Origin of the sequence: Rahnella selenatireducens (assembly GCF_046449555.1) — a bacterium.
GTDB lineage: Bacteria > Pseudomonadota > Gammaproteobacteria > Enterobacterales > Enterobacteriaceae > Rahnella > Rahnella selenatireducens.
Window position 1 is genome coordinate 34,088 of sequence record NZ_JBKEZJ010000012.1, and the last position, 18,432, is coordinate 52,519.

The window sequence follows — 18,432 nt, forward strand, 5'->3', positions numbered from 1 at the left end:
TAAAGCCCGTCAGTGAATTCACTGACGGGCTTTATTATTGCGCTTTTGGGGACTTCTGGGGTTTTATTTACCTCTTCCGTAAAGCCATTCCAAAAAAGCGACGAGGGCGGTTTTTTTCAGACAAATTTAGCCAGCGGATCCGCAGCGGCAAAGGCAACTTCCCTTTCAGCTTTTGGCGGATAAATCAGTTCGTTGGTAATGGCGATTTTGATTTTTTTCGCTTCTTCACGAACTGACTGTACTTTCTGATCCCAACCTTCGGTATAAACCGCCCCCCAGCTCCCCAAATCAAGGCAGGTCACGTAGTTCACCTGACGGTAAGGAAGTGAGGGGAGATCCAGAACGCTTGCCGCAACATTATTCCCTGCGAATTTGCCCAACTGAATCGCGTGCTGACAGGTCATCAGCGCCGTATTACCGACATCATCGGTAGCAGCATTGGCGACATCGCCGGTAGCGTACACACCGGGCACGCCACGAATTTGCAGATTTTCATCGACATATAAGCGCCCCTGGTTGTCACGTTCAGCCGCAAACTGTTCAGTCAACGCATTGGCCTGCACACCGGCGGTCCATACCACGGTAGAGGAAGCAATGTGGCTTCCGTCTTTTAACGTGACGCCATTTTCATCGATGGCGGTAATTTCGGCATTCAGACGCCATTCGATTTCAAGTGTTTCAGAAGCCTGTTCGATGACGCTACGCAGTGCTTCACTGTAGCGGCCGCCGATCACAGCGCCGCGCTCAACTACGATAACTTTGGCCTGGATTTCGGAGCCAAACAAATCGCGAAGTCGTGCCGGTAATTCGGTTGCCAGCTCAATCCCGGTAAAACCGCCGCCGCATACTACGACGGTATTACGCGCTGGCGTCGGAGCCTGACTGACCAGTGAGGCCAGGTGTTTTTCAAACACCTGAGCAGACTCAAGTTGATCAATATCGAATGTATATTTATCCACACCCGGAACCGGTGCCCGTTTTGTTTTGCTGCCGGTTGCCAGAACCAGCCGGTCATAACTGGCGAAAACAGTCCCGCCCTGAGCATCCTTGTACCAGACAATTTTTTCTTTGGTATCAATGCGCTCTACGTTGCCAGCGATGAATTTTACGCCTGTCGCCGTGAACAATGGCATCAATGGAGAAACCAGTGATGCCACATTATTTTCGTAAAAACGCGGACGCACCCGCAATTCAGGCTGCGGTGCTAACACGGTTATGTCGATGTCATTTCGATCATTTATATGAGCCAGACGCGCTGCGCTGATTGCGGCCCACATACCTGCGAAACCGCTGCCGAGAATAAGAATTTGCTTTTTCATGTGTCCTACCTTTGATTGTCAGGTCATATCCCTGGAGTGACTACGACTATACATGTCGTAGATAACTGCGACAATAGTTTTCGGAGTTGATGTTTGGGTTTAATGTGGTTTGGATGTAGGTGATTGATTATTTGAATTTAATTATGAACCTGAAGATTTCACATCAAACGTTTACTTTCCGCAATAAACAACTTATGTATAATGACTAAGATAAAATTTAACGGAGTTGGTTATGGCGTTTTACAGTTCTGGCGTTGAATATGGCATTCACAGCCTTGTTTGCATGGTCGATGTCAATGGTGACGATCGGGAAATGAATGTCCGTGAAATCGCCGAATTGCAGGGCGTTCCTTATGATTATCTCGCAAAAATTTTCACCCGACTTTCACATAGCGGGCTGGTCGTTAGCAGCGAGGGAAAGGGCGGCGGTTTCAGGCTGGCCCGTCCTTCAGCGCTGATCACTATGCTGGATGTTGTTCAGGCTATAGACGGAGCAAAAGGCATTTTCGAATGCAAAGAGATCCGCCAGCGACTGGCCGTCTTTGAAGAGAAACCGCCTGCCTGGGCGTGCGAAGGACCGTGTGGGATCCGCGCGGTGATGGATAACGCGCAACAACGCATGGAAGAAGAACTTTCGCGGCATACGATTTTAGATCTGGCACGGAAGACCTTCCGTAAAGCGCCAGATACCTTTGCCATTGAAGTGCAGGAATGGATTTCTGAACGACGTAAATTAAGCCGATAAAAGGCAAAACTGCGTGAAAGACCTTTTATGCCATTCCCGCCCAGCGCATCAGCGCTGTCACGACTGCCGCCGCGATAATAATGACGATCAGCGGTGCCTTTCGCCACGCTAAAAATCCCGCCACGCCGACGCCCGCTACCCGGGCAAATCCGCCAAAATGGTGGCCTTCAAACAATGCTGACGTGGCGGCGACGGCGAGTAATAAAATCGTGGCGGAATCTGACAACATCGTCTGTGTTGCCGGTGAAAAATTCAGGCGCGAGCCTAGCCGGTAACCGGCCACACGCATTGCAAAAGTGCCAACTGCCAGAACGAGGATCCCGGCTATCCAAAGCGTGTGTTGTGTCATTTTTTATTTCTCCAGGCCAGCAATCCCAGTAGTGAAAACAGCACCGGCATTCCGGCGGGTACAAAGGGTACGGCAGCAACGGAAATCAGCGCGCCGGACGCCGCCGGGATCAACGTTCTGCGCTTTCTCAGCGCCGGGAAAATCAGCGCCAGTAAAATGGCCGGGAACACGGCATCCAGCCCTATTGCTTTGATATCCGGAATGAACTGCCCGATATAGGCTCCGGCAATCACGCTCACCGGCCAGAACAGCGCAATGCCCGCGCCGCACAGCCAGTAGGCTTTTTTGCGCTTTTCATGGGTGGGCTGCGAGATGCCAAACACCACGCTTTCATCGTTCATGATGTGGCATCCGAGCCAGCTGCGGGATTGACTGCCCACCAGATCTTTCACCGCAATACCGAACGGCAAATGGCGGGCATTCACCAGTAAACCGGCGGCGGCGGCGGCAAACGGGCTACCGCCGCCACCGACGATGGCGATAAATAAAAACTCCGAGGCTCCGGCGAGTACCAGCAAAGAAAGCATCAGTGGCACCCACAGCGGAAAGCCTCCGGCGACCGCCAGTGAACCGTAAGAAATCCCTACCAAACCGTCGGCGAGGCAGACCAGAAAGATAGCTTTCACCACATCCTTTCCCAGTGGTGAAAAGACACGCGCTTGCATAATTCAATCCCATAACGAACGAGTATCCATTATAATGAACGTATCTGCATCGTTCTTCAAGTCGAACGATCGTTCATTATACTGATCACGGAACTCTTATGTCTCAACCTATCAGCGTTATTTCCAAAGGTCTGGTGCGTGAACGTCAGCGCGCGGGACTGTCTCTGGCGGAAGTCGCCCGCCGCGCCGGTGTGGCTAAATCAACGCTTTCACAGCTCGAAGCTGGCAACGGAAATCCGAGTCTGGAAACGCTGTGGGCACTGTGTGTGGCGCTGAATATTCCTTTTGCGCGGCTGATGGAGCCTGAAGTGAATAAAATGCAGGTGATCCGGCGTGGCGAAGGGCCGTCGGTGGTCGCGGAGCTGGCGGATTACAAAGCGGTGCTTCTGGCGACCTGTCCGCCGGGCGCGCGGCGCGATGTCTATCTGCTGACCACGCAACCGGGCAGCGACCGTATTTCCAGCCCGCACCCGCAGGGTTCGGTGGAACACATCATCATCACACAGGGGCGTGCGCTGGTCGGTCTTGTGGATTCACCGGTAGAACTCAACGCCGGTGACTACATTTCGTATCCCGCAGACGTTGAGCATATTTTCAGGGCGCTGGAGCCCGACACGATGGCGGTACTGGTGTCAGAGCAAAACTAATCAAAACGTAATCAACTTTTTCGTCAGATGACTTTTAAGCAGCAACAGGGACGACACCACAGAGAGCAGGAATGTCATCAGAATCACCAGCAGTTTGGCAGTCAGGGAATTGATTGGGATCCACTCAATGAGCAGATTGAAGAAGGTGTAGTGAAGGATATAAACGCCGGTCATGGTTTTACCGAGCGAGCTGACCATTTCACTGACCGGCAGCCGCGTGGCATCCGGTTTTACGCCGTTCGCGGCAATGATAATAAGCAACACCAGGATGTAGACCTGCGAGCCGGTCAGAATAAAGCTATTGCGCTCAACGTTGAATATCGAGAAGAAAAAGTGCTTCTCATAAAACCACGTAAAGGTATACACAAACGGAATGGCGATGGCGGCGTATTTAGCAATGCGCGGGCGGCTGTAGAGCGAGGAAACCACCGGATCGTAAAGCAGCTGGCCGGTCAGATAATAAAGGACCCACGTCCAGATGCGGAACTGCGCGGGCGCGGAGAAGCTCTTACTTTCCGTGAAATAGATCGCCAGCAGATCATAGGCGAAAGAGAAAATCAGCAGCGCCAGAACCAGCGAGGCCAGGATCACCCGGCGTTTCGCCAGCCATTCCACGACCGGATGAAAGGTGTAAATGATCACCAGCGAAAAGATAAACCACGGCTGGATCAGATAGCCTTTCTGATACGGTCCCCACAGGTAATAAATCGAAAACCAGAAGATAAAAATCGTCAGGATCCCGCGTATCTTTTTCATCTGCCATTCCGGCGTGTGCTGGGAATCGGCGTCCATATAACCGGTCACGACAAAAAACAGCGGTGTGGCAATGGTGGAAATAAAAGTCAGAAATGCCAGGATCTGATCGTAGTTATAATTGTAATTATCGTACGTGTTATAGACGGTGAAAAAGGTCACGGCGGTCAGGCAGCCGAGCGTTTTAATAATGTTCAGTCCCGTTGTGTTCATTGTTGAATTCGTTGTCCTTCACGATGGAAACAGTTGTAAATCACCGGCAGAACCAGAAGCGTCAGCACGGTCGCAAACCCCAGACCGAACATGATAACAACTGCCATGCTCTGGAAAAATACATCAAGTAACAACGGCGCGAGCCCGAGCACGGTGGTAAAGGCCGTCAGCAGGATAGGGCGCAGGCGCGACGTGGCCGCGTAGATAATCGCTTCCGTCTGGGTTTTCTCTTTCTTCTGCTGGCCGATTTCTTCGACCAGCACAATACCGTTGCGGATCAGCATGCCGCTCAGGCTGAGCAGGCCAATCAGCGCCATAAACCCGAACGGAATGCCGGTCAGCAGGAAACCAAACGTCACGCCAATCAGCGCCAGCGGTACGGTGAGCCAGATGGCAATCGCATTTTTCACCGAACTGAACATCAGCACCGTAATGATAAACATCATCAGGAATCCAATCGGCAGCGTGGTAAACAGGCCTTCTTGCGCCTCGGCGGAATTCTCCGCATCGCCTCCCCATTCAATGCTGTAACCGTGCGGCAAGGTCAGCGCCTCAACCTGTGGTTTTATCCGCGCGAGCATATCGCCAGACGTTTCGCCGGTGGCCGCATCGGGGTCGGTCTGCACCGTGAGCATGCGGATACGGTCGCGACGCATAATCAGCGGATCTTCCCATTCCACTTTGAAATCACCGACCACGTTGCTCAGCGGAATAAACTGCTGGCGCGTCTGGCTCCAGACCATGATGTTCGCCATGTGATCGACATCGAGCCTTTCCGCCGCAGGCGGGCGCAACACAATGGGCATCAGCGTGGATCCATCGCGGTAAATCCCGACCGTGCTGCCGCTGAAGTTCATTTGTAATGCGTTGTCGACTTCGCCTTTATCCACGCCCAGTTCACGGCCCAGATACGGGGAAAATACCGGCCTGACCATTTTGCTGCGATCCTGCCAGTCGTTGCGTACGCCGTCGGCCGCGCCGTCGTCGAGGATGATTTTATCCACCCGGCTGGCGATGCTGCGCAGCGTATCCGGGTCGGAGCCTTTAATGCGTACTTCAATGGCGCTGTCGCCGGACGGCCCGAACATGATGCGTTTGAGCCGCGCATTCACCTCGGGGTAATTTTTCTGGATGTCCTGCTCGGTGTGGCGAACCAGACCGGCGATTTTCCGCTGGTCGTCCATCCGCACCATAATCTGCGCGTAGTTGGAATACTGGCGCTGGCCGTTATAGGTCAGAATGAAGCGCATGCCGCCCTGACCGACGGTGGTGACGGTATTTTCTACGCCGTCCTGCTTACTGATGTTTTGTTCAATTTCGCGGGCGACGCGGGCGGTGTAGTTGATATCGGTGCCGTAAGGCAGCCAGAGATCGACGAAGAAAATCGGCGTGTTGGAAGACGGGAAAAAGTTCTGCCGCACAAAGCCGAATCCCCAGACGGACGCCGCGAGCAGCGCTGCGAGGATCACCAGCGTAACCGCCTGTCGCACCAGCAGCGCCGACAGCAAGCGCCGGTAGACGCGGAAAATCCAGCCGCCATAAGGGTCGGCCTGTTCATCCGGTTTTTTCTCCGGCAACGGCATATTGGCAAACGCCCATTTAACCAGTACCGGCGTGAGCGTCAGTGCTGTCACCCAACTGAGCATCAGCGAAATCAGCAGCACCTGGAACAGTGATTTACAGTATTCACCGGTCGAATCCTGCGACAGCCCGATAGGCGCAAACGCCAGAATGGCGATAACCGTCGCGCCGAGCAACGGCAGGGCGGAGCGTTTAATAATGCGTGAAATTGCACTCATCAGTGGATTGCCCTGCTGGCGGGAAATCAGCACGCCTTCCACCACCACAATTGCGTTATCCACCAGCATACTCAGCGCGATGATCAGCGCGCCGAGCGAAATGCGCTGAAGCTCGATCCCGAATAAATACATGATCAGTAACGTGCCGAGTACGTTCAGCGCCAGCGATACGGCGATGATAATCCCGCTGCGTAAGCCCATGAAAATCAGCAAGACGCCGACCACAATCGCCAGCGCCATCAGGAAGTTAATGATAAAACCATCGACGGATTTTTTGACTTCGGCGGCCTGATCGTAGAAGACTTTCAGCGCGATCCCGGCCGGTTTATCGGCGCTGAGCTGCTTCATTCTGGCTTCGATGGCGTGGCCGATATTCATGACATTCACGCCGGGAATATAGGAGACACCGAGGGTCAGCGCATCGCGGCCATTCGCGTGGTAAATATTGCCGGGATGATCGGTCACGCCCTGCGAAACCGTGGCGATGTCGCGCAGATAAATACTGTGCGTGGAACCGGCAGGACTGATGAGGACATTATTGAGCTCATCGATATTCTGGAAACCGCCGGTCGGATGCAGACGGATGGATTCACTGCCTACCGTCATACTGCCGGCGTCGGAAACCATGTTTTGCCGGTTCAGCACATCGGCCAGGCGCGCCAGCGTGACGCCGTAAGCGGCCATTTTCGCCCGCGAAATCTCGATGTAAACCTGCTCAGGAATGATGCCGCCAATCGCGACCTTGCCTACGCCAGGCACCAGAACCAGTTGCCTGCGAAGCTGTTCGGCATACGCGCGCAGTTCAGTGTTGGTAAAACTGTCACCGTAAATAGAGAAAAAATACCCGTACACGTCGCCGAAATCATCGTTTACGAACGGCGGACTGACGCCGGGCGGAAATTGCAGCGTTGCGTCATTCACCCGGCGGCGCAGTTCATCCCAGATTTGCGGCAGTTCGGAAGAGTGATAGCGGGCATCGATATTCACGGTGATTTGCGATAAACCGACGGCAGAAATCGACGTGATGTTATCGACGTAAGGCAGGCGCTGAAGGGCGTTTTCCAGCGGCAGCGTGACTTCTTCTTCCACCTGTTGTGAGGATGCGCCTGGATACTGAACGGAAACCACTGCCGTTTTGATGGTAAACGCCGGATCTTCCAGCCGCCCGATGTTGAACAACGCAATTAATCCGCCCACGCCGAGCAGCAGGATCACCAGCCATACGCGCGTCGGATTGCTGATAAAACTCTCGTTGATCCCCATATTACAGGCCCCGTTCCCGTGTCCAGATGCGAACCGGTTGCTGCGCATGTAATTCACCGACGCCGGCGGCGACAACGCGGTCGCCCTGTTTCAAACCGGCCGTAATTTCAATCCCCTGCGAGGTGATTTTGCCGACGGTGACCTTGCGATTTTCAACGTGCAGAGTGTCGCCTTCTCCGGCGATCACCCAGACGTGCGGGTCGTTGCGCTGCGTGTTGTCCGGGTTAAATACGGCTTCAACGGGGATCACCAGCGTGGAGTCCGGCGTGGCCGTGGCGAGATTGGCCGGATTCACCGTGACAGTGCCGCTCAGTCCGGCCACCGCCGGGAAGTTTTCCGGGCGTGGCATAGTCAGCGTCACCTGCCAGGTCAGCGTGTTGGCTTCGCTGCTGGCGGTATGTTCTTTATAAGTTGCGGTGAATTCGCGGTCGGGAAGCTGGTTGATGCGCACCCTCGGTCGGTAATCCGCGTTACGTATATCAAGGCTGGTGAAGAGGTTTTCCGGCACGCTGAAAATAACGTCCAGCACATCGGAACGGCTGAGTGTCGCCACCGGTTGCCCGGCGGCAATCACCTGATGATTCCGCACATTCAGCCGGGCAATAACGCCACTAAACGGGGCCACCAGATTGAGATCATTGAGTTCTTCCTGCGCGATTTTCAGCGCGGCCGCCGCGGAATCCCGGCTGGCTTTATGGACTTCGAGTTCGGCCTGAGAAACGACATGGCGGCGGGCGAGGGTCTGATAACGTTCGAACTGGCGCTGGGCGAGTGTCGCGGCGCTGCGGCGGTCGTTGAGACGCTGGCGCGCGTCGTTGTTAGTGAGGCGGGCGAGAACTTGCCCCTGTTTCACGGCTTCACCTTCGCGCACGTCAAGCGTCTGCAATTGGCCTGCGCGCTTAAAAGCGATTTCTGTGTTATCACCTGCAAGAATACGAGCCGGGAAAATGCGGGTGCTTAACGGGCTGGCGGCTTCTGCCGTGGCTATTTTGACCTGACGTGGCGGCGCGGGCGCATCTGCCGTTTTCTGGTCGCAGGCGCTTAACGCTAAAGCGAGAGCCAGTACGAGAGAAAAACGAATCTTCAAAATACTTCCCCTCATGAAACAACACGCGAAATGATAAATTCCGGCGGAATATATAAGGGCTCTTAAGAAACAGGCGCATCCATATTCTGCCTTAGACGTATTTTCAGTGAGACTATTAGTGACTTATTGTTTTTCTTTGTTTAATTGTTTTTTCAGGCAACCCGTTAACACTATTTAACACGGTATATTATAGTTTATACAGCTTTAGGTATCTTGCCAGAATCAACACGATAATTAATTCATTATCCGCTTCATTCATGAACCATTTCAGGGGTCAAGGAGTCAGGCATTATGAATAATCCAGCACCACTTTCCGGGGAGAAAACAACGGAAAAACTGTGGTATCAGCATACCGTAGAAGAGAGCCTTTCCGGGCTGCAATCGGGTCCGGCGGGGCTGACACCCGAAGAGGCCAAAAATAAACTACAGCATTACGGCCCCAATGTGCTGCCGCAAAAAGAAGGTAAGTCTTTATTTATTAAGTTTATCTCCCACTTTAAAGATATTCTGATTTATATATTACTGGCCGCTGGCGTGGTCACCGCAATAATGGGGCACTGGGTCGATACGCTGGTGATATTAGCCGTTGCGGTGATCAATGCTTTAATCGGGTTTATCCAGGAAAATAATGCTGAAAAATCATTGAAGAGCATTCAGAATATGCTCTCCAGCGAAGCGCTGGTTTTACGCGGCGGACAACAGGTTACCGTAGGCACGGATGAAATTGTCCCGGGGGATATTGTGTTGCTGCGCCCCGGCGACAAAATTCCTGCCGATTTACGCCTGATTGACGTACACAACCTGCGCGTTGAAGAGGCGATTCTGACCGGCGAATCCACCGTTGTGTCGAAAAAAACCGATTCGCTGGAAGGCGAGAAATCCATCGGTGACCGCAAAAACCTCGCATTTTCGGGCACCACCGTCAGTTCCGGTACCGCCAGCGGGGTCGTATTTGCCACCGGTGGCCAGACGGAACTCGGCCACATCAATGAAATGCTTTCCTCGATTGAAGACAACAAAACGCCGCTTCTGGTACAGATAGATAAACTGGGTAAATCCATTTTTATCATCATTCTGTTCATGATGGTGGCGCTGCTGATCTTTGGTTTCCTGCTGCGCGATATTCCGTTTGGTGAACTGCTGCTCTCGGTCATCAGCCTGGCCGTGGCCGCCGTCCCTGAAGGGCTGCCGGCGATTATCTCGATCATCTTGTCGCTCGGTGTGCAGGCGATGGCGCGTTCGAAAGCCATTATCCGCAAGCTGCCGACGGTCGAAACCCTCGGCGCGATGTCAGTGATTTGTTCGGATAAAACCGGCACGCTGACTATGAATGAAATGACCGTGAAAGCGGTGATTCTGGCGGATAACGTCTGGAGCGTCGAAGGCAACAGCTACGAGCCGATGGGCAGTTTTTCTCTTGCCGGTTCCGCGGCGCAGGTGCCGCCGGATTCGTCACCGCTACTGACGCAGTTTCTGCGCACGGTCGATATCTGTAATGACAGTACGTTAAAACAGGACGCGCAGGGTCACTGGGGCATTACCGGCGGGCCGACGGAAGGCGCGCTTAAAGTGCTGGCCGCGAAGGCGCATTTGCCGGAATTGCCGTTTAACCTGAGCAGCAAAATTCCATTTGATTCGCTCTACAAATACATGGCGGTGGCGGGCGATAAAAACGGTGAGGCGCAGATTATGCTTACCGGTGCACCGGACGTTTTGCTGAAACTTTGTCAGTTCCAGCAGACACCGGAAGGTGCCGTTCCGTTAGATCACGCTTACTGGGAATCGGCGATTACGCGATATGCCAGCGAAGGTTTGCGCATGGTGGCGGCGGCCTGGAAGCCTGTTGATCAGCCGGTGACGGCGCTCGACCATCCGGAACTCAGCCACGGCATGGTGCTGATTGGTATTGCAGGCATGATGGATCCGCCGCGTCCGGAAGCGATTGTGGCGATTGGCGAATGTCAGCAGGCGGGGATCCGCGTCAAGATGATCACCGGTGACCATCAGGAAACCGCGATGGCGATCGGTAAAATGCTCGGGATTGGCAACAGCGAGAATTCCATCACCGGGTATGAACTGGAGCATATGAATGACGATCAGCTGCGGGTTGCTGCGACGCAGTTTGATATCTTCGCCCGCACCAGCCCGGAGCATAAACTGCGGCTGGTAAAAGCGTTGCAGGAAACTGGTGAAATCGTCGGAATGACCGGCGACGGCGTGAACGATGCGCCTGCGCTGAAACAGGCGAACGTCGGTATCGCAATGGGGATCAAAGGGACGGAAGTGACCAAGGAGTCGGCGGATATGATCCTGGTGGATGACAACTTTGCCACCATTGCCAACGCGGTCAGGGAAGGGCGCCGGGTTTATGACAACCTGAAAAAAACCATTCTCTTTATTATGCCGACCAACCTGGCGCAAGGGTTGCTGATTATTATCGCCATTCTGATGGGAAATTTTCTGCCGTTAACGCCGGTACAAATTCTCTGGATGAACATGGCAACCTCGGCCACGCTGTCATTTGGGCTGGCGTTTGAAGAAGCGGAAAGCCGCGTGATGCGTCGTCCGCCGCGTAACGTCAGCGCACACGTGATGGACAAATACGCCATCTGGCGCGTGGCGTTCGTCGGTTTGCTGATTTCCGTCAGCGCCTTCATGCTCGAAGCCTGGCTGCAACCGCGCGGATATGAACCGGAGTTTATCCGTACCGTGCTGTTGCAGACGCTGGTGACCGCGCAGTGGGTTTACATGATCAACTGTCGCGATTCGGATAACTTCTCGCTCAGCCGTGGCCTGCTGGAAAATAAAGGCATCTGGATTGTCACCGTTGTGCTGTTCGCGCTTCAGGCAATCATTATCTATGTGCCGCTGATGAACACGCTGTTCGGCACACGCCCGCTGCCGTTTATCTACTGGATCATCGGGCTGCTGATCGGTGTCGCACTGTTCGTGATTGTCGAGATAGAGAAAGTGCTGACGCGCAGCTGGCGTAAGAGTTAGAGAGAAACCCGCATCCTGAACGGCGAAGGTAGCCGTTCAGGTTTGGGTTTGCAACGGTAAAGAGGCATTATCCGGCGCGCTTTGCCATGACTATGACGTGGTGTTGTTAGATCTCGGTTTACCCGGGCAGGACGGATTTTCAGTCCTGTCCGCCATCCGCAGAAAAGGGCTGACAACGCCGGTTCTGATCCTGACGGCCCGCGATGCGCTTGAAGACCGGCTGAAAGGGCTGGACGGCGGTGCGGATGATTACATTCTTAAACCTTTTGAGATGAGCGAAGTGATGGCCCGCGTCCGGGCCGTTTTACGTCGTCAGGGGGGCAGCGGGGATCCGGTTCTGAGCAATGGCGTTATCACGCTGGATCCGGCCACGCATGAAGCCGGGCTGGCGGGAAAACCGGCGACGTTTCTGCTCTCAAATCGTGAATTCGCCTTACTGCATGCCCTGATGATTCGCCCCGGCAGTATTCTTTCCCGGCACGATCTGGAAGGCAGGATCTACGGCTGGGGAGAAGAAGTGGAAAGTAACGCGGTGGAATTTCTCATTCACGGGTTGCGGAAAAAATTAGGCAGTGATGCCATCAGAAATATCAGGGGCGCGGGATGGCTGGTTTTAAAGAACGGATAAAAAACTCCCTCCGGTTCCGTTTATCGATGGTGCTTTGTTCCGCCATCGTGATCGTCGCACTGGCCTCAGGTGGCTTCACTTTTTTTTCTGCGCTGGATGAAGCGCATGAATTGCAGGATTCAACGCTGATACAAATTACCCAGGTCCTGAAGAAAACCACGCACTCCTCCGCCGACAGCAGTTATGTCAGCCCGGCAATGGCCGGAGAGGACGACGCCAATGTGATCGTCCAGTTTATCGACCGCAACGCCGCTCAGGCTTCCTCCTCATTTTTACATGTTCCCTTATCACAGTCTTTGTCCGAAGGCTTTCAGATGTTGCCCTCCGCGCAGGGCGATTACCGCGTTCTGGTCACGGCGTTATCGCCCGATTTGCAGGTCGCTGTCGGACAGAAAGCCTCCGCGCGTGATGAAGTGGCTTTCGACAGCGCGATGCGCACGTTAATGCCTTTTCTGATTTTGCTGTTGATCCTGCTGCTGGTGGTTGCCGATCTTGTCCGTAAGGTTTTTCAGCCACTTTCACGGCTGGCCAAAAATGTTGACCAGCGTGATGAGCAGGATCTGACGCCATTGGCACCGGAAGGGATCCCCAGCGAGGTTCAGCCGTTTGTGGCGGGCATAAACCGCCTGCTGGAAAAAGTCGAAGGGGCGATGGAAACTCAGCGGCGCTTTGTTGCCGATGCCGCGCATGAGTTGCGTTCGCCCCTGACGGCGCTCTCTTTGCAGGCGGAACGGTTGTGTCATTCGCCAATGTCTGAAGAGGCGCAGACGCGGCTTGCCACCTTGCAGACGGGCATCAGCCGGGCCAAAAATCTGCTGGAACAACTTCTTTCATTCGCCCGTGCCCAGCAACTGACGCCGTCGAAAGCGGTGCTGACAGATGTTTCTGTCCAGTCTGTTTTCCGGCGTGTCATCGAAGTGCTCTGGCCGCTGGCGGCGGAGAAAGATATCGATCTGGGGGTAAGCGGTACGCAGGATGCCCGGTTTTATACCGACGAAATGGGGCTGTTCATGTTGATAAAAAATCTGGTAGAGAATGCGGTGCGCTATACCCCGCCAGGCGGGCGCGTTGATATGCGGCTTTGTACGCAAAACGGACAGGTGATTATTGAGGTTGAAGATAATGGTCCCGGTATCGCGGAGGATAAACGGGAACGGGTATTTGATGCTTTTTACCGGATAGAAGGCTCTGGTCAGGAAGGTTCGGGTCTTGGCCTATCCATTGTGAAGTCGTCGGTCATCAGGTTGGGTGGGGAAGTGAGCCTGCACGCTGCGAGCCATTTCCCCACCGGATTACGGGTCAGATTACAATTTAAAGATCGTCACCGTCTGGCGTAGCTGATGCGCCTGCTGATCCAGAGACGCGGCAGCCGCCGCGGCCTGTTCCACCAGCGCAGCGTTTTGTTGCGTCACGCCATCCATCTGCGTCACTGCCTGATTGACCTGTTCAATACCGATGCTTTGCTCGGACGACGCGGACGCAATCTCATCCATAATGTCGTTCACCTGCTTAATGGATTGCACGATTTCATTCATGCGCTCCCCAACCAGCGTCACCTGACTGGAACCTGCTGTGATCCGCGTGACCGATTCACCAATCAGGTTTTTGATGTCTTTCGCCGCCGTCGCACTGCGCTGTGCCAGTGTACGCACTTCACTCGCCACTACCGCAAAACCCCGTCCGGCTTCCCCTGCGCGGGCGGCTTCAACGGCAGCATTCAATGCAAGAATGTTAGTCTGGAATGCAATGCCTTCAATCACGCCGACGATCTGCACGATATCTTGCGATTCCGTGGAAATGCGTTGCATGGTGTTCGTCAGTTGCCCCATTGCTTCGCCGCCGTGTTGGGTGGCGGATGTGGCTTTGACGGCCAGCTGGCTGGCCTGACGAGCATTTTCGGCGTTCATTTTGACCGTTGCGGTGATCTCTTCCATGCTGGCGGCGGTTTCCTGAAGTGATGCGGCCTGCTCTTCGGTGCGCTGCGACAAGTCGGTATTTCCCATTGAGATTTCACTGGAGCCGGTAGCAATCGCATCGCTCGATAGCTGAATTTCCTGCACCAGTTCGCGCAGCTTTTGTTTCATCTCGTTGAGCGTGTACATCAGGCTGGAGCGGTCGTTATCCGCGATTTTCACGTCAATGTTCAGATTACCGGCGGCAATCTGCGCGGCGATATTGGCCGCGATATCCGGTTCACCGCCCAGCGTACGGCGGATACTGCGAGTCATGACCCCGGCAGTAACCCCCACCACCACAAAAATCGCCAGAGAGATCGCCAGCAGTTCCCAGGCCATTTTCCAGAAACTGGCGTTAATGTCGTCATAGAAAAAGCCGGTGCCAAGCATCCAGTTCCATTCAGGGATCTGAACCACGCCCTGCAATTTGGGCTGCAACGGTTCACTGGCGCTGCGTTTAACCAGCACATCGACCAACCCGAAGTGATTTTCTTTTACCGCCTGTTTATAAGCTTCATTATCCACCATGCCAGATGGCGTATGGTTTCCGCCGGAACGTTTTCCAATAAGATCCGGATTCGGGTGAACAATCGTTAAATCTTTATCATCGTTCGCCCAGTAGTAACTTTTAGATTCACTGTTCAGTTCGGAAAGCATTTTCTTGGCGCCTTCCTGTGCCTGAACCTGATTTAATTTCCCGGAGTTTTGCTGCTGAACATAATAACGGGAGATATGTTCGGCCTTCGTCAGTAAGTTGACGATTTCGGTTTTCCGGCTCTCTATCAGAGAATAATTCAATGAATACAATGCAGAACCCACAACGCAGGAAACGCCAAGAAGCGCAGAGCCAACAAGTACAAATAATCTTGTGGAGATTTTCATAGTGATCCTTTTATTTTATGAGTCATAGCACGAGATTATTATCGGCACAGTTTTATTATTGCTTTAATAAGGAATTGTAAAATTGCAATTGAGTGATTTTTAATTTGGTTTAAAGTTCGAAACAGATTTGAAAGAAGGGGGATATCAATGATTAATATTATTGAATAGTTAAGATAATGCGGGGATTTCAGGAAAAATATATCCGCTTTATTTACAGGGGATAACCTGACGCATTCGTTATACGCGATTCACCCTGTTACGCCGCTGGCGGAAAGCCGCGTAAGCGGGGGATAGAACTGGCCGTGGTGGCACAGATTTTCCGCCATAAAGGGCGTGTCCCGTTTATCAATTTCTTCGGGGGCTTTCCGCACCTAGAACGAAATCCAGAAAATCGAGATACCGGATGATGACGAACCCGGCGACGGGAAATTGCCGGGCATTGAATCCGGTATCGAATACGACACCTGGCTGGAGTTTGCGGGCGTGCTAACCCGTGCTGACCTGGGTGACAAAAAATGGCGCAGATGGCGGGTTGGAAAAAATACAACGGGTTGTGCTTTAGCATTGTGAAGCCCTTTGATTAGCCCGTAAACGACCTGCCGTCAGGCGGGTTTTTTTATGTCTGCCGTTGCAGTGCCATTGCTTTTGAACCGGCAGTATGAGGTAAAACGGTCAATTCCGGTCGTATCTTTCAAGATCCCGAACCTGGAGTTAACAATAAATGCTACGCAACCTAGGAATTATCTTGGGTGTGAAATTTAAATCGAGTAATAAAAATCCTATAGCAGCCTGAAATTATAGCGGTAAGGGTGTTTTATAGTCGATTTAAGATAACTCCTAGGTAAATATCTTAATTATTAAAAACGTAATTTTTTGCCATAACGCTGTTAAGAATTCAAATGGTTTAGATTTTTAACAGAGTTTTTCAGAAAACATCCCAATTTTGAAATATGAATGTTTATTTTTCGTGAAGATTAAAACTAAAATTTACGCTAAAAAAGAATAATGCTCTGTTCTATTGTAAATAATCAGGCTGATTTGGGTGTTGTTGAATCACTGACAATGCGAATTATTCTTAATGAGATAGTTCTTAGATTTTCACGGACACATCAGTCAAAAGCGTCGTATAGCTCACATTTCTTCGAGTCATTAGGGAGATAAGTAAGAACTCGCCTAGTAAAGAGGCAGGTTTATAACGATAAGAATGTGTAAATCGATCGATCAAACCTATTGTTGATTGTGATTATGAGCGAGAAAAACGATTTGAAGAGTTTCCGCTGCGTATTACTCTACATACAGTCTCAGGAAAGGAATAAATATGAATTAAAACGCAGGTAAACTTCGTTTTCTTTATATCGTTCTGAAAGTGCTTTATTCTCCCCCGGTATCTCGGAGTAGAGTTTGAGCGTTTTTAAAACCACAAAATTAGGCGGCCCAATGCCTCGGGTAATTATCTGGAGTGAGTGCCAGTTTACGAAATTGGCGTTGAAAGAAATAATCTCCAAGAAGGTGCCTTACGTGAACGGTGTCATTTCCTTTGACCAGAGCGAACAGGTGCAATTGTATACAAAGGATTATCTGATCATCGACCCATCCGCGGGTGGCTTCCACAAGTGCTACGAGTTTTTGAGAGAGAACCTGAATGTTTTAGACCCGGAACGAATACTTATTGTGTCTTCTGCGGTTGATGTCCTGATGCTTGAACTTCTCCTCAAAAAAGAATTCAAGTTTCTGAAGAAGAAAAAAGACTTATCCGGCGTGGTAAATGCCGTTGAACAGTTTATACAGCTGCGCGGTACCCCGATTAACAAGGAGGCGTTTAACTACAATATTACGCGGATGGAAGAGAAAGTTTTAGTGATGATGATGTCTGGCCTGTCCGTCACCAGCATTTCGAATATCCTGAAACTGAGTGTGAAAACGATTAGCGTCCATAAATGCAACTCTTTAAGAAAGATTGGCGTGGATGCAAGCAGCAGCTCTGCATTGTTCTTTTTGCACAGGCATGCTGTAGGAAATTGAGTTAACCGATAAATATAATGAGCATTAAACAGACATTTCATCTTTTTAAGTGTTTTTTTTCGGCTATTGCTGTTTATCTCAGGGGACGATATGCAATCGGTCACAAGAGGTTATCCGGGACATATTTTTGAACCTATCGTCACTGCAGCAGGTGGTCTGCTGGGTTTCGAATTGGCAATGAAAATAAAAAAAAGAGAAAGTCAAATAGATTCAGTCGGTTATGAATATAATTTATCTCCAGAAGATAAAGTAAAAATATTTTTCAACCAGGTCACGCTTGCCTGCGTCAACGCCAACATATTTACCGACAATGATTTTATGTTGTCGATCAATATCGATTATGACATCGCCTGTCATATCGTTAGTAACACCGCTATGCGCAATGTATTACTGCAACATCGTTTTATCCGGTTGGCTCTGGATCAGAATTTTCCCGAATTTTTCGGGGAAGGTTCGCGTACAGTCATCCGGTCTTTATCAGAATGCTGTGCTCTTTGGTTAGATAATTTTGGGGCCGGGAACACCAGCCTTTCACTGGTTATGAACGAATCGTTTGAATATATAAAGATCGACGAAAGTTTTTTTTGGCAACACCAGGGAACCCAATCTTTTAGAAAAGTGATTGAACACCTCACGCCTTATTGTCAGGGCGTTATTGTAAAAGGTGTCGAAAATGCCCAGCATGTAGACTATTTAAACGGCAGCAATATTCAGGCTATGCAGGGAATATTGTGGTCTTCCTATAACCTGGAAGAGTTGATTCAGTCTTTCTTCACGAACAGCTGAATAAAGTAGCCGTAAAGTAATAAAGCATCTGTTATCTCTGTAAACGTTGAGAAAGTTTCGCCTGATATTTAATGGTGAGACTTTCTTGCGCAGAAAACGATTGAAAAAATATTCTGGCAAATTGGTGGCCGTAAACCAGGGGCGGTAGCATAGCCAAAAAATGGGTGTCACTTCACCTTTTTACTCCTGGCTGAACACTGAAATTAAATCCTGCAAAATATTATAAAAACGGATGCTGACGGTCTGACTTTCAGCATTTAATTAATCATCATGAAAATGACTTTTCCGGACACGGGGGAAGTAATTTTTATCACACATT

General features: G+C 51.5%; 14 protein-coding genes and 1 pseudogene. 8 read left to right on the forward strand and 7 right to left on the reverse strand.

Annotation, left to right across the window (positions count from 1 at the left end; translation table 11 throughout):
* Window positions 1-116: 116 nt before the first annotated feature.
* Entirely contained in the window at window positions 117-1,319 is a 1,203-nt protein-coding gene (locus ACLBVC_RS18425; RefSeq protein WP_410150821.1) for an NAD(P)/FAD-dependent oxidoreductase, read from the reverse strand.
* Between the two features lie 232 nt (window positions 1,320-1,551).
* On the opposite strand from ACLBVC_RS18425, the gene ACLBVC_RS18430 reads away from it, so the two are divergent.
* Window positions 1,552-2,064 (forward strand): RrF2 family transcriptional regulator, encoded by a 513-nt coding sequence (locus tag ACLBVC_RS18430; RefSeq protein WP_410150822.1) that lies wholly within the window; start codon window positions 1,552-1,554, stop codon window positions 2,062-2,064.
* A 25-nt stretch (window positions 2,065-2,089) separates the two neighbouring features.
* Here the strand turns inward: ACLBVC_RS18430 and ACLBVC_RS18435 are convergent, their stop codons facing one another.
* Window positions 2,090-2,413 (reverse strand): AzlD domain-containing protein, encoded by a 324-nt coding sequence (locus ACLBVC_RS18435; RefSeq protein WP_410150823.1) that lies wholly within the window; start codon window positions 2,411-2,413, stop codon window positions 2,090-2,092.
* Window positions 2,410-3,078 (reverse strand): AzlC family ABC transporter permease, encoded by a 669-nt coding sequence (locus tag ACLBVC_RS18440; protein WP_410150824.1) that lies wholly within the window; start codon window positions 3,076-3,078, stop codon window positions 2,410-2,412. The genes ACLBVC_RS18435 and ACLBVC_RS18440 overlap by 4 nt, the downstream gene beginning before the upstream one ends.
* Window positions 3,079-3,176: 98 nt before the next feature.
* On the opposite strand from ACLBVC_RS18440, the gene ACLBVC_RS18445 reads away from it, so the two are divergent.
* A complete protein-coding gene (locus ACLBVC_RS18445; RefSeq protein WP_410150825.1) occupies window positions 3,177-3,725 on the forward strand; it encodes a helix-turn-helix domain-containing protein in 549 nt (182 codons plus the stop codon).
* On the opposite strand, the gene ACLBVC_RS18450 is transcribed toward ACLBVC_RS18445, so the two are convergent.
* From ACLBVC_RS18450 to ACLBVC_RS18460, 3 genes are read right to left on the reverse strand one after another with little or no spacing between them, the layout of a single operon-like run.
* On the reverse strand, window positions 3,726-4,691 hold the full coding sequence (locus ACLBVC_RS18450) for an acyltransferase family protein (protein ID WP_410150826.1): 966 nt from the start codon (window positions 4,689-4,691) through the stop codon (window positions 3,726-3,728).
* The gene (locus ACLBVC_RS18455) at window positions 4,688-7,753 is read right to left on the reverse strand and encodes an efflux RND transporter permease subunit (RefSeq protein ID WP_410150827.1); all 3,066 of its coding nucleotides are present in this window, start codon (window positions 7,751-7,753) and stop codon (window positions 4,688-4,690) included. The genes ACLBVC_RS18450 and ACLBVC_RS18455 overlap by 4 nt, the downstream gene beginning before the upstream one ends.
* A 1-nt stretch (window position 7,754) precedes the next feature.
* Complete coding sequence (locus ACLBVC_RS18460; protein ID WP_410150828.1) at window positions 7,755-8,855, reverse strand: efflux RND transporter periplasmic adaptor subunit; 1,101 nt, start codon at window positions 8,853-8,855, stop codon at window positions 7,755-7,757.
* Window positions 8,856-9,131: 276 nt separating this feature from the next.
* On the opposite strand from ACLBVC_RS18460, the gene ACLBVC_RS18465 reads away from it, so the two are divergent.
* The 4 genes and pseudogenes from ACLBVC_RS18465 to ACLBVC_RS18480 all read left to right on the forward strand — a co-directional run bounded on the left by ACLBVC_RS18465 (window position 9,132) and on the right by ACLBVC_RS18480 (window position 13,805).
* Window positions 9,132-11,840, forward strand: a complete 2,709-nt coding sequence (locus ACLBVC_RS18465; RefSeq protein ID WP_410150829.1) for a cation-transporting P-type ATPase — start codon at window positions 9,132-9,134, stop codon at window positions 11,838-11,840.
* Window positions 11,841-11,895: 55 nt separating this feature from the next.
* A pseudogene (locus ACLBVC_RS18470) lies at window positions 11,896-12,126 on the forward strand (response regulator); the annotation flags it as partial.
* Window positions 12,127-12,288: 162 nt separating this feature from the next.
* Window positions 12,289-12,468 carry a winged helix-turn-helix domain-containing protein gene (locus ACLBVC_RS18475; RefSeq protein WP_410150919.1) on the forward strand — a complete coding sequence of 60 codons (180 nt, stop codon included), beginning with the start codon at window positions 12,289-12,291 and terminating at the stop codon, window positions 12,466-12,468.
* Entirely contained in the window at window positions 12,444-13,805 is a 1,362-nt protein-coding gene (locus ACLBVC_RS18480; protein ID WP_410150830.1) for a sensor histidine kinase, read from the forward strand. The genes ACLBVC_RS18475 and ACLBVC_RS18480 overlap by 25 nt, the downstream gene beginning before the upstream one ends.
* On the opposite strand, the gene ACLBVC_RS18485 is transcribed toward ACLBVC_RS18480, so the two are convergent.
* On the reverse strand, window positions 13,773-15,305 hold the full coding sequence (locus ACLBVC_RS18485) for a methyl-accepting chemotaxis protein (RefSeq protein ID WP_410150831.1): 1,533 nt from the start codon (window positions 15,303-15,305) through the stop codon (window positions 13,773-13,775). The two genes, ACLBVC_RS18480 and ACLBVC_RS18485, sit on opposite strands and share 33 nt — an antisense overlap.
* A gap of 1,518 nt (window positions 15,306-16,823) precedes the next feature.
* On the opposite strand from ACLBVC_RS18485, the gene ACLBVC_RS18490 reads away from it, so the two are divergent.
* On the forward strand, window positions 16,824-17,327 hold the full coding sequence (locus tag ACLBVC_RS18490) for a helix-turn-helix transcriptional regulator (protein WP_410150832.1): 504 nt from the start codon (window positions 16,824-16,826) through the stop codon (window positions 17,325-17,327).
* 90 nt (window positions 17,328-17,417) lie between these two features.
* On the forward strand, window positions 17,418-18,113 hold the full coding sequence (locus ACLBVC_RS18495) for an EAL domain-containing protein (RefSeq protein ID WP_410150833.1): 696 nt from the start codon (window positions 17,418-17,420) through the stop codon (window positions 18,111-18,113).
* Window positions 18,114-18,432 lie beyond the last annotated feature (319 nt).

Bases quoted from the DNA above. Each gene is read 5' to 3' on its own strand.
- ACLBVC_RS18460 (WP_410150828.1), bottom strand. From the start codon at position 8,855: ATGAGGGGAAGTATTTTGAAGATTCGTTTTTCTCTCGTACTGGCTCTC.
- ACLBVC_RS18430 (WP_410150822.1), top strand. From the start codon at position 1,552: ATGGCGTTTTACAGTTCTGGCGTTGAATATGGCATTCACAGCCTTGTT.
- ACLBVC_RS18465 (WP_410150829.1), top strand. From the start codon at position 9,132: ATGAATAATCCAGCACCACTTTCCGGGGAGAAAACAACGGAAAAACTG.
- ACLBVC_RS18485 (WP_410150831.1), bottom strand. From the start codon at position 15,305: ATGAAAATCTCCACAAGATTATTTGTACTTGTTGGCTCTGCGCTTCTT.
- ACLBVC_RS18475 (WP_410150919.1), top strand. From the start codon at position 12,289: ATGATTCGCCCCGGCAGTATTCTTTCCCGGCACGATCTGGAAGGCAGG.
- ACLBVC_RS18480 (WP_410150830.1), top strand. From the start codon at position 12,444: ATGGCTGGTTTTAAAGAACGGATAAAAAACTCCCTCCGGTTCCGTTTA.
- ACLBVC_RS18435 (WP_410150823.1), bottom strand. From the start codon at position 2,413: ATGACACAACACACGCTTTGGATAGCCGGGATCCTCGTTCTGGCAGTT.
- ACLBVC_RS18445 (WP_410150825.1), top strand. From the start codon at position 3,177: ATGTCTCAACCTATCAGCGTTATTTCCAAAGGTCTGGTGCGTGAACGT.
- ACLBVC_RS18440 (WP_410150824.1), bottom strand. From the start codon at position 3,078: ATGCAAGCGCGTGTCTTTTCACCACTGGGAAAGGATGTGGTGAAAGCT.
- ACLBVC_RS18495 (WP_410150833.1), top strand. From the start codon at position 17,418: ATGCAATCGGTCACAAGAGGTTATCCGGGACATATTTTTGAACCTATC.
- ACLBVC_RS18425 (WP_410150821.1), bottom strand. From the start codon at position 1,319: ATGAAAAAGCAAATTCTTATTCTCGGCAGCGGTTTCGCAGGTATGTGG.
- ACLBVC_RS18455 (WP_410150827.1), bottom strand. From the start codon at position 7,753: ATGGGGATCAACGAGAGTTTTATCAGCAATCCGACGCGCGTATGGCTG.
- ACLBVC_RS18450 (WP_410150826.1), bottom strand. From the start codon at position 4,691: ATGAACACAACGGGACTGAACATTATTAAAACGCTCGGCTGCCTGACC.